This is a genomic window from Shimia biformata, from assembly GCF_016888515.1.
Classification (GTDB): Bacteria; Pseudomonadota; Alphaproteobacteria; order Rhodobacterales; family Rhodobacteraceae; genus Shimia_A; species Shimia_A biformata.
On record NZ_JAFEJK010000003.1, the window covers coordinates 45,557 to 60,847 of the forward strand.

Genomic DNA, 15,291 nt, shown 5'->3' on the forward strand with positions numbered 1-15,291 from the left:
CCCTCAGTCCCCATCCAAAGCGTTGAAGCCTGCCGCAACTCCAAGCGCGGGGCCAAGTTCCGCGCCGATCAGACTGCGGATCTGGTCGACCGACATCTGCAAGATCTCGACCCGCAGACGGCCCTGCGGATCCGCGACCCCGGCAAGAACCGGGTCGTCCAAACCATCGGCCACCTCGAACGCGACCATGTAGAGCGCATCCAATTGCGCCTGAAGCGCAGGCGCATCCTGCGCCAGGATCAAGGCAAGGTCGCGGGTGCCCTCAAGCGACAGCCGGACCTGTCTGAGTGAACGTCCCGAGCGTCGCAATTCGGCGCGTGCCGCGCGGGGTTTCTCGAAGGTGCCAAGCGGACGGCCCAGCCGCGTGTCCGAGGTAAACTGAAGTCCCGTCGACAGAGCCTTGTAAAACTCCTGCGCGGCCTCGGCGTCGTTGCGATAAGGGCCGGTTTCCGATGGCGACAGGATCAGTTCGGCATAGCTGGCCCAATCCGTCGCGATGGCGTCGGCATTTCGGGCGATGTCGCGCGCAATGGCCTGGATCAGATGGCAGGATGCCTCGGCTGTGCCTACCGATTGAACGCGGGCGTCAAACAACAGGAATTCCAGCGCATAAACTCCACGTGCCGCGATCGAGACCTCGGCAAAGGACGTTGCATCCATGAACGCCGGTTCGTCCGACTTCAGAAGTACCGTCAGTTCCTTAGGGGTTTTGCCACGGCTGTCCGGCCAGAAAGCGATGGCAAAGGCGCGGTCATCCTTTTCGGTTGGCCCAAAGCGCAGGTGACTCATCCGGGTCCAGGCGTCGACCGCGTCGTGAAAGGCGGCGACCAGCGCGGGCGATGTGGCCTCGCAGTTATCCTCCGCAGCCGTCTGAAGTGCGCTGGCGGCGCTCTGAAAACTGTCGACCAGCGGCAGGATGTGTCCGTTGACCGCATCTGTGTTCAACCGCGCCAGATCAGGTTCGGCGGTCGCGGTTCCAGTCGCCAAGGCAAAAGAAATGACAAGTGCAAGTCTCTGAAACATTACAAACTCTCCAAGAATGCGATCAGGGCCGCGCGATCCGTTGCCGACATGGAAATCACCTTGTCGCGCTGCGGTTCGGCTTCGCCGCCATGCCATAGAACTGCCTCAAGAAGGCTGCGCGCCCGGCCGTCATGCAGGAAGAAACTGTGGCCATTGACCTGTTGCGTCAGGCCGATACCCCAAAGCGGGGCCGTGCGCCATTCCCGCCCGTTGGCAACAGCTTCGGGGCGACTGTCGGCCAACCCGTCCCCCATGTCATGCAGCAAGAGGTCGGAATACGGCCAGATCAGCTGAAAGCTCTGTTCGGGCTGGTCCGCCAAACGATGCGTGACGAATTTGGGCACGTGGCAGGTGGGGCAGCCGGTTTCATAGAACATCTGCTTGCCGCGCAGGACAGTCGCGTCATCGACATCGCGGCGGGCTGGCACCGCAAGGTTGCGGCTGTAGAAGGTCACAAGATCCATGCCGGTCTGGTCGATTTCGGCGCCGCGCACGTCCTGATCCCCATGGGGCATCTCGCGACACCGTGTCTGCCGAGCGGTGCAATCGCCCCAGGGATCGGGAAACAGTGGGGACGAGATTCCGATGTCTCCGGCAAAGGCCGCAGCCGATTGTTCGTGGATCGAGGGCATCCCCGCCTTGTGCCCGAACCGGCCAAGCATCGGGCGTTGGAACTCCTCGGACCAGACGATATTGGCGCGGCCGGAAATGCCATCCCCATCGGAATCCTCGGGGTCGGCTTGGGCCAGGATGTCGGCGGCTGGGATTGCTTCAAGAAGACCCAGCCCGATCATCTGCGGCGCGATGCGCGGGCTGAACATCGCTTCGTCGCCAAAGGGGCCATAGCCGGGATCGGCGGCGGAATAGGTCGGCTTGCGCAGATGGGCGACCTCGCCGTCGGAAAGGAAGATTTCGATTTCTTCATAGCTGATATCCAGCCTGTATTCCGCCGCCATGCCTGCCAGAGCAAAGTCCTGCAACTGGCCGCCATAGACCGGGTGCGGCTTCGTGGCGTGGTATCCGTCGATGCCAAATGTCTCGCCCCCCGGCACGGACATGCGCAGGAACATCGAGATCGAATTGTCGTCCTTACCGGCAGGAGGATGGCCACGCCCGTCCTTCACGTGGCACCGCTGGCAGGACCGGGCGTTGTAAAGCGGCCCCAGCCCGTCCGACGCCTTGGTGGATGAGGGGGACGAGACCCAAAGTTTCTTGAACAACCCGTTGCCGACTTTAAAATCCAGTTCGCGGTCAAAGGCCATGTTTGCTGACGGCTGGGAAAAGGCATCTCGGTTCGACCGCGCCCGCACAGTGGCGGCGCCGGCGCTCATTTCCTCATAAGGCTCGGCTTGATCGAACGACGTGGCCCGCGCTGTTACAGCGTCGATCCTGGCCTGTTCGGCTTCCGTTCGGGGTAAGATGTCGAGATGGATGTCTTCCAGATCGGTTGCCCAGGCCGCCGAAGCGGCCAGGGCAAGGGTCAGGCCAAATTTACTCGGCCTCGTCCATTTTCGCTGCGTTGAGTTTTGCATAGTTTTCTGCGCCGATCCGGTCGTGCAGTTCCAGTTGGGTTTCGAGGAAATCGATATGGCCTTCTTCATCGGCCAGCAGGTCCTCGAACAGTTTCATCGAGACATAGTCGCCCGCCGCTTGACAGGCCTCGCGGGCTTCCTTGTAAAGCGCGGCGGCGCTGACTTCGGCGGCAAGATCGCATTCCAGCGTTTCACGTGGCGTTTCGCCGATCTTCAGCGGGTCCAGCTTTTGCAGGTTCGGATGCCCGCCAAGGAAGATGATGCGCTCAATCAGCTTGTCGGCATGCTCCATTTCCTCGATCGATTCCTCGCGGCTTTTCTTCGCCATATGCGCCAGGCCCCAATCCTCTTGCAGGCGGTAATGCAGCCAGTATTGGCTGACGGCGGTCAGCTCATGGCGCAGCGATTTGTTGAGGTATTCTATGACTTTCTGATCGCCTTTCATGGTGGCTCTCCCTGGAAATCTGTTGCTTCAATCCGCGCAGGTGCGCGGGAACTTCTAGGTTAGCATTGCCGCGCATGGTGTCGAGGAACAACGGCATGCATCCGCCGCAATCGGCGGATTTTCCGAGGGCATGATAGACCTTGCCGGGGGTGATGATCGTATTCGGGTCCGCGGTGCGCATCCAGTTGATCGCTGCGTGGATGTCGCGGTCGCGGATGTTCATACAGTGGCAAACGATCATTGCTGACGACCTCCAGCCGCGCTTTTCCCGAGTGATTGCCTCGGGTATATTCCGCGCAGACGGAAAAGCAAAGCAAAACTGTCGGGTAATCGTTAGGCGCGACGCCAGGTCGCGCCAGAAATGCGGTTTGCCGTGTGGGTAGAGGTATCGGGGCCACCAAATGCGGCCCCGACAGAAGGTTTCAGCGATCAGCCGCCGAGGGGGATCACGATGTTGAGGCCCAGAACCGTGTCCTTGGTTCCAGCTTCGTCAACAAACGCCAGTGCACCGCCCAGCGTGGCGCCATTCGACAACTCATATTCCGCGCCGACCGAGACCAGGTCGGTGATGCCGGTGCTGGTGACTTCACGGCGCGCGATTGTGCCTGACAGCGACCAGTCGCCGACGTAATAGACCCCATTCAATGTGGCATAGGTGGCGTCGTCTGCCGTTCCGCCAAACCCTTCGAATGCCGCGACCTCGGCAAAAAGATCAAAGGTTGAGCCAAAGGAATGCGCCACGGTCACGAAGCCACCGGTTTCATCCGAGACATCGCCAGCCCCTGCGCTCAGGTGGCGGGCACCGGCCCATACGCGGGTGTCGCCAAACTCTTTTTGCCACTGGATCGAAAAGTTGTTCAACTTCCCGGTGTTGCCCGCGCCGCCATCGGTGGTCGAATTGCGGCCGCGATTGAATCCTACGGATTCGCTGAGGAAGGTGTTGTCGGCATAAAACGCGCCAAGTGACAGCGTGCCTGCCGCGCCCATGTCGATGGCGGCCAATACACCAACCTGCTCGGTCAGCTCGTAGTCTTCGGCAAGGGAGCCGCCGAAATAGCCCGCGGTTTCGTTGAAGGCCGTCCCAAACCGGGGCGACACTTTACCGACCTGAAGGGCGGTGCTGCCAAGGTCGATTTCCACACCCAGCTCATGGACATATGCGCCATAACCGGTGTCACCTGACCCGTTTTCCAGTTCCTCAACGGTCGCGCCACCGAAAATCGCAATTCCATTGCCGAAGGAATAGGCCGCGTCAACTGAACCGATGCCATAATATGCGCCGCCCTCTCTGGCGGCGTTGTCGGAGCGTAGAATCGTTTCGTTCCCGAGTTCGATCTCACCTTCCCAGCTCAGGCCGGATTCACTGGCGCCTGCCAGACCCAGCGCCAGATCCTGGGAGTCTGTGTCCTCGGCGAATGCCTGATGAGTTGCAACAAATACGAAAGAGGCGCCAAAACCCAGCGCCCGCAGTGGGGTACTCTTCATGATACTATCCTAATTGCCCGGAGTGGTCGGGACTTTGGGGAGGGAATTGCGGGACGATCTGTGGACCCTCCCGCAACGTGGCCGCTTATTCGAATACGGCATCCGGGTTGTCAAGGCTGTCCGATCCCTCGACCGCGACCCCATCCAGTCCAAGCACGGTGACGACGCGTTCAATGGATTTGGTTTGGTCAATCAACCCGTTCACGCCGCCCATAATCAACGCCTCGCCTTCGGCGTTGCCTGCTTCCAGCATCTGGTCATAGGCAAACCCGCCTTCGGCCGCCGCCTTGATCGCGCCAAGCGCATCCATGGTTGTGGCCAGCTTGCTGCGCATCTCGGCGTCCAGATCGGCGTCCACCGCAGCGACGAGATCGGACAGGGACGCGCCCGAAATCACGGTGCCGTCGATCCGGGTGTAGCTACCCAAGTAAACGTTCTGGATACCCTTGCCGTCGTAGTAATGGCTGTTGTGGGTATTGTCCGAGAAACAGTCATGCTCTTCCTCGGGATCGTTCAGCATCAGCCCAAGGCGCATCCGCTCGCCGGCCTGCTCGCCATAAGACAGCGACCCCATGCCAGTCAGCATCGCCACCAGACCTGCATCCTCGTTTGCAGTCAGGGTTGCGCGGCCTGCGCCTCCGTCAACCCACTGCGCGGCCATCCACTCGAGGTCACTGACCAGAAGGTCGGTTGCGGCGACAAGGTACTGTGCACGCCGGTCGCAATTGCCGTTTGTGCAGTCGTCGCCCGCCGCATAGTCGGTGGCCGGACGGTTGCCTGCGCCCGAGCCGTGCCCGTTCAGGTCTTGCCCCCACAAGAGGAACTCGATGGCATGATAGCCCGTCGCGACATTGGCCTCGACGCCATCCGCTTCGTGCAGGGTTTCTTCCAGAAGCTGCGGGGTGATCTCTGATGCGTCGATGGTCTGGCCACCCAGCTCGAACGTCGGGTTTGCAATGACATTCAGGATCGCCAGTTCGTTCTCGTCCGTCGGACCGCCATAGCCGTCATCGACATAATCAATCAGCCCCTCGTCCAGCGGCCATGCGTTTACCTTGCCCTCCCAGTCATCAACAATGGCGTTGCCAAAGCGAAACACTTCCGTCTGCTGATAAGGCACGCGGGCGTCCAGCCATGCTTGTTTTGCGGCGGCAAGGGTGGCGTCTGTCGGATTTGCAACAAGTGCATTCACCGCAGCCTGCAGTGTTTTTGCCGTCGTCAGGCTGTCGGCATATTTTGCGGCAGCTATGTCGGCGTAGGTCGTCAAAACCTCTGCCTTGGTTCCGGCCAGAGTCGCCGACCCCATGGTCAGGCTGATCAGCGTCGATGCAAGAAGCGTTCGTTTCATTCGGGGACTGTCCTTCCGGGTTTTTTGTGCTGTTGGTGTTGCGGTGCAACCTGAGAGAAATGGTCGGATATGTCAACCTGACAAAATTGGTCAGATATGGTCGCGCGAATAAAAACGGCGGCATCAACATGCCGCCGCTTGTAGTGTTGTCAGTAGCCTCTGGACCGAGGCGGCGCTTTAGAACGTGCCGGTCACAAACAGGCTGAAGCTGCGTCCTGCTGCCTGAATCTGATTGATCGGGCGATAGGATTCATTCGTCAGGTTGGCAGCCTCGAAATTGATCCGAAGGTTGTCCGTCAGCATCGCGCTGGCCCGCAGGTTCAGCGTGGCATAGGCATCCGACTGATCTACAATTGCGCCAGTGTCGTCGCGTTGCCGGGCAGCGGATTCGCCCCGCAGGAAAACGTCCCAGGTGCCTTCGACCCGACCAGCTGTCCAGTCGCCGCGCACACCGAACGTGCCCATAAATCCGGGAGAACCGCTGTCGGCGGTTGCATACCCGTTTTCATACCTGAACTCGCGGCGGATGGCGGCGGCGGTGACATAGGGGCGCACACCCCAACCGGCGGGGTCGAACTCGGCCCCGATCTCGGCGCCGTAGGACTTTGCGCTGTTGACGTTTTCATATTGGTATTCGTTGGGATTGCCCGTTGCGATACTGGCAATGTAGTCGCGGGAATCTGTGTAGAACAGCGTCCCGTCGAACACCACGGCACCTGTGTTGATGCGCGCGCCGATCTCGTAATTTGTCGCCTGTTCGGGCTTCAGGTCGGGGTTGCCGATCGTGGTGCCACCGCCGCCGCTGGAGGTCAGGTAAAGCTGCGAGAGCGACGGGTAAGTGTATCCCTGGCTGATGCTTGCGCGCAGGATCGTATTGTCCGTCAACTCATGCACCAGCCCTGCAGAGCCAAGCAGCCGGTCATCGCTGTTCTTTTCGCCCGGTTGGGCCACGCCGTCGATCTCGTACCGGTCGAGAGAAGACTGCACATGGTAATACCGCGCGCCGAAAGTGGCCGTGGTCCGTGATGTAAGCTCGGCTTCGTGCTGGGCAAAGACCGACAGGGTCTGAATGCTGGCATCGCTGTAACTGCTGGATTCGGTTGGCGGACCAAATGGCGGGATCATCGAGACGGTCGACGTCTTGTAGGCCTCAAGCTGGTCGTCTTCCAGCTCAAGTCCGACAACTGTGCGGTGTCCGGGGGCAAAGTCCATGTTGGCGCGGATATTCAAACCGCTCGTGGTCTGCATGTCATCCGACGTTGACAGCACATTCATCATGAACGGGCCGGTCGGGAAGGTGATGTCGCTTCTGTATTCCCGGTCGATGGTCTGGCTGAACAGGTTGACCTTGAAGTCAGTCAGCCAGGGGGTCAGGTCGGTGCCCTCATAAAAAACACCATATTTGCGCAAGTCGCGCTTGGGCAGGTCGATGGTGAAGTTCGGGTCGCCGGTATAGACATCGGCCGACAGGTCATAATCCTGCACCTTTGCCCCGAAATAGTGGTTGCCGATCCGATAGCCGACGTGTCCCGACAAATCCCGGTCGGCGCGGCCCGACGGTGTCAACGTCCCCTCCGGGGTCCGGCGGTCACCCAGTTCAGACTGCGACCACGTCAGCCGATAGTCGAAATCCCCGACCGTCCCCGCCGCTGAAAGCGAGGTGCGATAGCCCTCGTTGGCCGACAGGTAACCCGCCGAGGCCGTGATCTCGACCGGCTTGTCCGCGCCACGCTTGGTCACGATGTTGACGACCCCGCCGATCGCCCGGTTGCCCGAGGCAACCGAAGACGGTCCGCGCACCACTTCGATCCGTTCGATCGAATCGGGCGCAATCAGGATTGGCGTGCCATAGTTGGTGTGATCCGTGATCGCCTGCCCGTCGATCATGATCGACACACGTTCGGAACTCTCGCCGCGAATCTTGATCCGTTCGATTCCGGACTCCGAGACCCGGACACCCGGCACTCCGGCCAGGATCTGCGCCACCGAACTGGGCGGCACCCGGCGGATTTCAGTTTCGCCGAGAACCTGCACAGAGGAAGGGTTGCGCATGACTTCGGTTGGCAATCCCGTGCCGACGACGATGATCTCGTCCAGGACCGTGGGCGCAATGTCCTGGGCCGCAACCGTCGTTGCGGGCAAGGCAAGGGCCATGGTCAATGCCGACACGTTTGTCAGAAAGATGTTGTTTCGTTTCACAGTGTTCCCCCTGCGCCTTCGCTTGGCGCACAAAACTATTGTCCCGCACCGGTTGGCGGGGTCGTTTCTTGCCTTGCGAAATGCTGGGTGATGTCAGTTGCCCCCAGCGCGATGCGCGGGGTCGGCGGGGGAATATATGTTTCCGACAAAAATAGTAAGATAAATTTTCCTGTTTGGGCAAAAAATGTTGTAAACTGGATACAGCTTTTCTGGGGGGCGGCCTGATCATTCCTATTTAATCGTTATATTTCAGTATTATGAGCGGAAAATTGCTTTCATGTTCTGTTCGACAAAATGGCCCCCTTGAATCCAACTATTTTAGTCGACTATATCTCAGCACACGTCCAGCCGCTTTCGAAGCCCGCTTCGCCCAGCCAGACATCCACCCAATACGGAGACATCTGGTGAAAGACGGCAGCACGCTTACCCCCGGCGACATTCGCGCAGCGCAACAGGACAGCACCCTTCGTCCGCGTGACCTTGCGGACACCCTTGGCATCAGCGAGGCCGAACTGGTTGCCGCGTCGGTCGGCCACGGGGGCACGCGTATCTCGCCGGAGCTGGACCACCTCATGCCCGCGCTCAATCGGCTGGGTGAGGTCATGGCCCTGACCCGCAACGAAAGCTGCGTCATCGAAAAGGTCGGGATCTATGACAAGTTCCACTCGGGCGAACATGCCTCGATGATCCTGAACAACGACATCGATCTGCGCATGTTCCCCAAACACTGGGTACATGGTTATGCCCTGGAAACCCCGACCGCGACAGGAATGAAGCGTTCGATCCAGGTATTCGACGCGGCGGGTGATGCGGTTCACAAGGTTTTCCTGCGCGAAACCTCCGTGGTCGAGGAATGGGACGCCGTTGTCGAAGCGCTGCGACTACCCGAGCAAGGCGATACCATCGGTGTTGTCGCCCGCGCGACGGTCGAGCCGCCAAAGGTTGAGCCAGAAAAGGCCGAAAAACTGCGCGCCGAATGGGACAAGCTGACCGATACCCACCAGTTTCTGATGATGGTGCGCCGGCTGAAATTGAACCGGCTGGGCGCCTATCGCATGGCCGGCGCGCCCTATGTCCGCCCGCTGGCGACGGACAGCGTGGCAACCCTTCTTGAGACCGCGGCTGCACAGGCCATCCCGATCATGGCCTTTGTCGGCAACATGGGCTGTATCGAGATCCATACCGGCGCCGTTGAAACCTACAAGGTCATGGGGCCGTGGCTGAACATCCTTGATCCGGGCTTCAACCTCCATCTGCGCGGTGACCATATCTCCGAGGTCTGGCAGGTGACCAAGTCCACAAAACGCGGCGATGCGATCTCGGTCGAGGCATTTGACAAGGATGGCGCGCTGATCGTGCAGTTCTTCGGCGTGCTGGCCGATCCCGGGGCAGCGGCGCGTTGGAACGACCTGGTGGGCGCACTACGCGGGGCAGAGGCATGAACCGGCTTTCCCCGCTGTCGTGGCTGCAGGTTGGGTTGATCGGGCTTCTGCTGGCCGTTGCCGGGGGACGGCTGGCGCTGGCCGAGCCGGCGATGCGGATCGTCTCGGTAGGCGGTTCGGTCACCGAGATCGTCTATGCGCTGGGGCAGGAACATCGTCTTGTCGCCCGCGACACGACCTCTTCATTTCCGCCGGAAGCGGCGGAGCTGCCAGACATCGGCTATATCCGCCGCCTGTCGCCCGAAGGCGTGTTGTCGGTGAACCCTGACCTGATCCTGACCGAAGAAGGCGCCGGACCGCCGGAGGCAATCGAATTGTTGAAACAGGCGGGTGTTCCCGTGGTCGAAGTGCCGCTTGGCTTTGACCGAGCGGCAGTGACGGCCAAGATCACCACGGTTGCCGACGCGCTGGGGGTGGCCGAAAAAGGGGAACTGCTTGCGGCCGAGGTCGATGCCCGGATCGGCAAGGCGCAAGAGATGACGGATGGGCTGACGGGAAAGCGGGTCATGTTCATCCTGTCGCTTCAGGGCGGACGCGTCTTGACCGCTGGAAGTGACACGGCCGCGCAGGGCATCATAGAGCTGGCCGGTGCAACAAATGCCGTTCAGGGCATGTCGGGCTACAAACCCCTCTCGGACGAAGCGGTCCTTGCGGCAAACCCCGATGTTCTGCTGGTCATGGCCAATGGCGGTCGCATGGCACTGAGCGATGATGACATTCTCAGACACCCAGCGATTGCGCTTACCCCAGCGGGGCAGAAGGCGCGTCTGGTCCGCATGGATGGAATGTTGATGCTCGGGTTCTCGGTGCGCACCGGGCAGGCGGTGACCGAACTTTCCGCGGCCTTGCGGGATGCTGGAAGCTGATTCAATGGTATCGACCAACGTAACATTCGCCGCAGCCGCGCACGAGCCGGGCGACCGGTCGCGGGCGGCGCGGCGTGTCCGGCTGGTGTTGATTGCGTTTCTGGTCCTGGCCGGATCCCTTAGCCTGACGACGGGGGCGTCGGGGGTTTCCCTGCCACAGGTCCTGGTCGATATTGTTGCCGGACGGGGTATGGACGCCCGGGACCGGATCATCCTGACCGAGATCCGCCTGCCACGCCTGTTGATGGGCGGGCTGGTCGGGGCAGCTTTGGCCATGAGCGGTGCATTGATGCAGGGACTGTTTCGCAATCCGCTGGCCGATCCGGGCATCGTCGGGGTCAGTGCGGGGGCGGGGCTGGGTGCGGTCGGCGCGATCGTTCTGGGCGGGGTCGTGTCCCCCCGGCTGGCAGCGATTGCGGGGCCGCACCTGGTCTCGGTGTCGGCATTTGTCTTTGCCTGGATCTCGGTCTTTGCGCTTTACGGGATCGCCACCCGAGCGGGCCGGACATCTGTGGCGACAATGTTGCTGGCGGGCATCGCGCTGGCGGCTCTGTCGTCGGCGCTGACCGGACTTCTGGTCTTTGCTGCCGATGATGCGCAACTGCGCGACTTCACCTTCTGGAGTATGGGATCGCTGTCTGGCGCGACATGGGCAAAACTATGGGCGGCGGGCCCGTTGATGGTGGCGGCGCTTGTGGTGGGGCCAAGTGTGGCCAAGGGGTTGAACGCATTAGCACTGGGAGAAGCGGCGGCGCTGCATCTTGGAATTCACGTTCAGCGGATCAAAACCGCAACCTTCCTGACCGTCGCCTGCGCCTGCGGCGCGGCGGTGGCCGTCAGCGGTGGGATCGGCTTTGTCGGTATCGTGGTGCCGCATTTGCTGCGTTTGATTACGGGGCCAGACCATCGCTTCCTGCTGGTGAATTCCGCCATCCTGGGCGCGGCCCTCCTCATTCTCGCGGATGTGTTGTGTCGGGTTGTGATCGCACCTGCCGAACTGCCAATCGGGATCATCACCGCCGTTTTGGGCGGTCCGTTCTTTCTGTGGATCCTGCTGCGTCAACGCAGTGTCGTGGATATCTGAGCCATGCTGAGCGTCGAAAACCTGTCTCTGTCCTATGGCAAACGGCCCGTGTTGCACGGGATCAATCTGCACGCCCGCCCCGGCACGGTGACGGCAATCGTCGGACCGAACGGCTCGGGAAAATCGACGGCGTTGAAGGCGATGACCGGAGAATTGCCCTATCACGGGCGGATCACGCTGGAAGGCCACGACATTTCCCGCACCAGCCCCCCGGCGCTGGCGGCAATCCGCGCGGTGCTGTCGCAATTCACCCCGCTGTCCTTCCCCTTCACCGTGCTGGAGGTCGTCCGGTTGGGGCAAACACAGGGGGCGGCATTCAATTGTGATCGCACCGCAGCACAGGCGCTGCAACAAGTGGGTTTGGACGGCTACCAGGGGCGGTATTTTCAAGAATTGTCCGGCGGCGAACAGCAGCGTGTCCAATTGGCACGCGTATTGTGCCAGGTCTGGCAGCCGGTCGCCAAGGACGGTCCGCGCTGGCTTTTCCTGGATGAGCCTGTGTCGAGTTTGGATATCGGGCACCAGCTGCAGATCATGCAGGTGGCGCGGGATTTTGCCGACGCTGGGGGCGGGGTGGTTGCGGTGATGCACGACCTTAATCTGACGGCGATGTTTGCCGACCGCGTGGCCCTGTTCTGCGAGGGGCGGATCATGGGGTTCGGGGCAACATCCGATGTTCTGAGCGATACAACCCTGTCCGATGCCTATGGCTACGTTATCTCGGTCGGTACCGTGCCAAAAGATGGTGTCTTTGTCTTGCCCCAGATGGCGCGGTTGACGGGTTAAGCGAGGTCGACGCCTGTCAGCACAAAAGGCGCGGCGCAATGGCGTGCCGGCGCTGCCAATCCACGGAAAGGATCCTGAAACAGGTCGCACGCGCCAATCAGGGCAACAAAAAAGAGGCACCGCAACGCGATGCCTCTTCTTTTTTTGCCAGCAGGCCAGAGGGGTTTATTCCTCGGCTGCTGCTTCTTCTGCCGGTGCTTCAGCAGCTTCGGCCGCCTTGGCGGCCTTTTCTTCTGCGCGGTCCTTGGCGGCCTGGCCGGGCTCACCTTTTTTCGGGTTGTTGCGCTCTTTCTTGGCCAGGACACCAGCGGCTTCCAGGAAGCGCGACACGCGGTCGGTGGGCTGTGCGCCCTGGTCCAGCCAGTACTGCACGCGCTCCAGGTCCAGCTTCACGCGCTCTTCGCTGTCTTTCGGCAGAAGCGGGTTATAGGTGCCCAGCTTCTCGATGAAGCGGCCGTCACGCGGCATACGGCTGTCGGTGGCGACAACGCGATAGAAGGGACGTTTTTTCGAGCCGCCGCGGGCGAGACGAATTTTCATTGCCATGGGGTTTCTCCTTTAAATGGCGAGTATGAGCCGGATATCCGGTCTCAGGATTGGTGTTGTTTGTGGTGCTGAATGACTTCAGCGATGATGAAGTTTAGGAACTTCTTTGCGAAATCGGGGTCGAGGTCCGCCTCTTTCGCGAGGTCTTCAAGCCGTGCGATCTGATGCGCCTCGCGCGCGGGATCGGACGGGGGAAGGTCGTGTTCGGCCTTGAGGACACCAACGGCCTGGGTGTGCTTGAACCGCTCGCCCAGCGTATAGACAAGGATCGCGTCCAGCCGGTCGATGCTTTCACGGTGGCCTTTGAGAAGTTCGGCCGCTTTGGTCACAGGATCAGTCAAGCGGGTATCCTTTCGGGGTAAGCTTGGGATCGGCATAGTGGCTGATCTCCATCTCGATGGCGTCGGCGATCTGGCTTGACCGCAGCTTCTCGGGGCTGGGATGGCGATAGACGACGTCATTGCCATCCACCGATGGCGCGTCCTTGTCCTTGACCGCGCCCAGACGCTCGGCAAGGCGGATCGAGTCGAGGTTCTTCGGGTCGAGATAGCTGACCGCGCCCTCCCATCCCAGCGTGTAATAGAAATAGCGCCGCGCCGCGTGGGTCGCCTCAAGTGCATAGCCGTTGCCGGCGGCCTCGGGCCAGATGATCCAGGCCAGTTCGGCCTCGGGCCATTGTGCCGGTTTCCAGCCGCCCGCCATGCCAAGTGTCTCGTCCGTGATCTTGTCGTGGATCATCCACATGCCATAGCCGCGAATGTTCCAGTGCCCGATCTCGGCAGCGTAGAGCATCCATGTTTCATAGGCGTTCAGCGGTCCACCCATGAAGCGCGAGCGATAGCTGGCGAAGGTCGCCTTGAACGCGGCATAGTCCTCGGGTTCCGGCCCGCGCAGGCTCAAGCGCTTGGTTTCAAGGATGGGGATGTTCTTGGTCGCCATTACGCGGCCTCCATCACTTTGGGATGGCGGTAGACGTGGCAGGAATGTCCCAGAACCGTACCTTCCCGCTCGAACGCCGCGCCCAACCGCTTGGCCAGCGCGACCGACCGGGTATTGGCGGGGTCGATATACGAAACGACGCCATCCAGACCAAAGTGACGGGCCGCGTAGTCTCGGGCGGCAGTTGCGGCCTCAAAAGCGATCCCTTTGCCCTCGTATCCGTCGTATACCTGCCAGCCCAGTTCCGGCTCGTCCCAGCTTTCGTGATATATCATGCCGACGCGCCCCGCCGGGGTCCCGGTGGCTTTGTCTTCCAGCATCCACATGCCATAGCCACGCAGCGCCCAGTGACCAAATGTCGTCAGGAAGCCACCCCAATTGCGGAAGCGGGGGTAGGGACCGCCGATGTGCTTGGCGCGTTCGGATTCGCCAAAGGCGTTGAATGCCTCGAAATCGCTTTCCTTCGGGCCACGCAGGATCAGGCGGTCGGTTTCGATCACGGGGATGGGCAGGGTCATCGCACTCATGCGTAAGCCTCCACCGATCCGTCCGCGTCCAAAGCGTCAGGGCCGGGATGCCGGAACAGCATGTCCTCGCCCATGTGGACGTTTTGATAGGTCCGCTCGTAGGTCGCGCCCAGCCGTTCGGCCAGCGCGACCGAGCGGGTGTTTCCCGGCACGATGTTTGAGGTCAGCGTCTCGAAATCCAATACTGCATAGGCCCAGTCGCGGGCGGCAAGCGCGGCCTCATATGCCAGCCCTTTGCCCTCGAAACCGGCGAACATCACCCAGCCCAGTTCCGGCTCGGGCCAGCCTTCGGGGTTCCAGATGCCGACCAGCCCGGCGGGTTCGCCGCTGTCCTTCATCTCGACCGTGAAATAGCCATAGCCGTGCAGGTGCCAGTGGCCGATGTTCAGCGCAAACCAGCGCCATGCCTCGCCCCGGTTCTCGGCCGCGCCAAAACCCTCGGCGCGGTCCTTGTCCAGCAGGAAGGCAATCACCGCCTCGGCATCACGTGCTTCTGGCAGGCGCAGGAGGGTGCGCTCGGTTTCCAGAACGGGCAGGGGGGTGGGCAGCATCATTGTGTGCCCTCCGGCCCGTGGTGGCGATAGACCAGGTCATTCGGTTCGGGGCGTTGCGCTGCGTCGTCCCGCACCGCGCCAAGCTTTTCGGCAAGCCGGATCGAGGGCGCGTTGGGCGGGTCGATATAGCTGACCAGAGTGGCCATGCCCTGAGTGCCAAAAGCCCAGTCGCGCACGGCGCTGGCGGCTTCGAACGCATAGCCCTTGCCCTGCGCTTCGGGGAAGAAGCACCAGCCCAGTTCAGGTTCAGTGAAACGTGGCGGCTTGTTGATGCCGACCTGACCGATGAACGCGCCAGTATCAGTGATGTCCACCGCCCAGCTGCCAAAACCCAGCCATTGCCAGCTTGTGATCTCGGCTCCCAGCCAGCGCCAGAGTTCGTCCGCTGATACCGGGCCGCCCATGTACTGCGCCCAGTCCGTCGCGAAATGCGTTGCCATCGGCTCGAAATCCTCAAGCACGTGATGGCGCAGCGTCAGGCGCGCGGTGGTTATGGTGGGCGCAAAGCTCATTCC

At 61.2% G+C, this 15,291-nt stretch carries 17 protein-coding genes; 4 read left to right on the plus strand and 13 right to left on the minus strand.

Annotation, left to right across the window (positions count from 1 at the left end; translation table 11 throughout):
- Positions 1-3: 3 nt before the first annotated feature.
- From JQ863_RS17150 to JQ863_RS17180, 7 genes are all read right to left on the minus strand, one after another.
- Positions 4-1,023, minus strand: coding sequence for an imelysin family protein (locus JQ863_RS17150; protein WP_204115570.1), 1,020 nt, complete (start codon positions 1,021-1,023; stop codon positions 4-6).
- Entirely contained in the window at positions 1,023-2,555 is a 1,533-nt protein-coding gene (locus tag JQ863_RS17155; protein ID WP_204115571.1) for a di-heme oxidoreductase family protein, read from the minus strand. Before JQ863_RS17155 ends, JQ863_RS17150 begins: the two co-directional genes overlap by 1 nt.
- Positions 2,515-3,000, minus strand: a complete 486-nt coding sequence (bfr, locus tag JQ863_RS17160) for a bacterioferritin (protein WP_204115572.1) — start codon at positions 2,998-3,000, stop codon at positions 2,515-2,517. Before bfr ends, JQ863_RS17155 begins: the two co-directional genes overlap by 41 nt.
- Positions 2,948-3,241 (minus strand): (2Fe-2S)-binding protein, encoded by a 294-nt coding sequence (locus JQ863_RS17165; protein WP_204115573.1) that lies wholly within the window; start codon positions 3,239-3,241, stop codon positions 2,948-2,950. Before JQ863_RS17165 ends, bfr begins: the two co-directional genes overlap by 53 nt.
- Positions 3,242-3,429: 188 nt before the next feature.
- Entirely contained in the window at positions 3,430-4,485 is a 1,056-nt protein-coding gene (locus tag JQ863_RS17170) for a hypothetical protein (RefSeq protein WP_204115574.1), read from the minus strand.
- An 85-nt stretch (positions 4,486-4,570) separates the two neighbouring features.
- Complete coding sequence (locus tag JQ863_RS17175) at positions 4,571-5,833, minus strand: imelysin family protein (protein WP_204115575.1); 1,263 nt, start codon at positions 5,831-5,833, stop codon at positions 4,571-4,573.
- 177 nt (positions 5,834-6,010) lie between these two features.
- Positions 6,011-8,032 (minus strand): TonB-dependent receptor domain-containing protein, encoded by a 2,022-nt coding sequence (locus JQ863_RS17180; RefSeq protein WP_204115576.1) that lies wholly within the window; start codon positions 8,030-8,032, stop codon positions 6,011-6,013.
- Positions 8,033-8,436: 404 nt separating this feature from the next.
- Here JQ863_RS17180 and JQ863_RS17185 point away from each other — a divergent pair, with 404 nt between their 5' ends.
- From JQ863_RS17185 to JQ863_RS17200, 4 genes are read left to right on the plus strand one after another with little or no spacing between them, the layout of a single operon-like run.
- Positions 8,437-9,474, plus strand: coding sequence for a hemin-degrading factor (locus tag JQ863_RS17185; protein WP_338055536.1), 1,038 nt, complete (start codon positions 8,437-8,439; stop codon positions 9,472-9,474).
- Positions 9,471-10,340 (plus strand): heme/hemin ABC transporter substrate-binding protein, encoded by an 870-nt coding sequence (locus tag JQ863_RS17190; RefSeq protein ID WP_204115578.1) that lies wholly within the window; start codon positions 9,471-9,473, stop codon positions 10,338-10,340. The genes JQ863_RS17185 and JQ863_RS17190 overlap by 4 nt, the downstream gene beginning before the upstream one ends.
- A 4-nt stretch (positions 10,341-10,344) precedes the next feature.
- Positions 10,345-11,424 (plus strand): FecCD family ABC transporter permease, encoded by a 1,080-nt coding sequence (locus JQ863_RS17195; protein WP_204115579.1) that lies wholly within the window; start codon positions 10,345-10,347, stop codon positions 11,422-11,424.
- A gap of 3 nt (positions 11,425-11,427) precedes the next feature.
- Positions 11,428-12,210, plus strand: a complete 783-nt coding sequence (locus JQ863_RS17200) for a heme ABC transporter ATP-binding protein (RefSeq protein ID WP_204115580.1) — start codon at positions 11,428-11,430, stop codon at positions 12,208-12,210.
- Between the two features lie 165 nt (positions 12,211-12,375).
- Here JQ863_RS17200 and rpsP read toward each other — a convergent pair whose 3' ends face one another.
- The 6 genes from rpsP to JQ863_RS17230 are packed head-to-tail and all read right to left on the minus strand — an operon-like array spanning position 12,376 to position 15,288.
- Positions 12,376-12,756: a 30S ribosomal protein S16 gene (rpsP, locus tag JQ863_RS17205; protein WP_204115581.1), complete on the minus strand. Its 381-nt coding sequence runs from the start codon at positions 12,754-12,756 to the stop codon at positions 12,376-12,378.
- 44 nt (positions 12,757-12,800) lie between these two features.
- Positions 12,801-13,097: a chorismate mutase gene (locus JQ863_RS17210; protein WP_204115582.1), complete on the minus strand. Its 297-nt coding sequence runs from the start codon at positions 13,095-13,097 to the stop codon at positions 12,801-12,803.
- The gene (locus JQ863_RS17215) at positions 13,090-13,695 is read right to left on the minus strand and encodes a GNAT family N-acetyltransferase (RefSeq protein ID WP_204115583.1); all 606 of its coding nucleotides are present in this window, start codon (positions 13,693-13,695) and stop codon (positions 13,090-13,092) included. The genes JQ863_RS17210 and JQ863_RS17215 overlap by 8 nt, the downstream gene beginning before the upstream one ends.
- Entirely contained in the window at positions 13,695-14,222 is a 528-nt protein-coding gene (locus tag JQ863_RS17220; protein WP_204115584.1) for a GNAT family N-acetyltransferase, read from the minus strand. The genes JQ863_RS17215 and JQ863_RS17220 overlap by 1 nt, the downstream gene beginning before the upstream one ends.
- A complete protein-coding gene (locus tag JQ863_RS17225) occupies positions 14,219-14,773 on the minus strand; it encodes a GNAT family N-acetyltransferase (protein WP_420826286.1) in 555 nt (184 codons plus the stop codon). The genes JQ863_RS17220 and JQ863_RS17225 overlap by 4 nt, the downstream gene beginning before the upstream one ends.
- Positions 14,773-15,288, minus strand: coding sequence for a GNAT family N-acetyltransferase (locus JQ863_RS17230; RefSeq protein WP_204115586.1), 516 nt, complete (start codon positions 15,286-15,288; stop codon positions 14,773-14,775). Before JQ863_RS17230 ends, JQ863_RS17225 begins: the two co-directional genes overlap by 1 nt.
- Between the last annotated feature and the right edge of the window lie 3 nt (positions 15,289-15,291).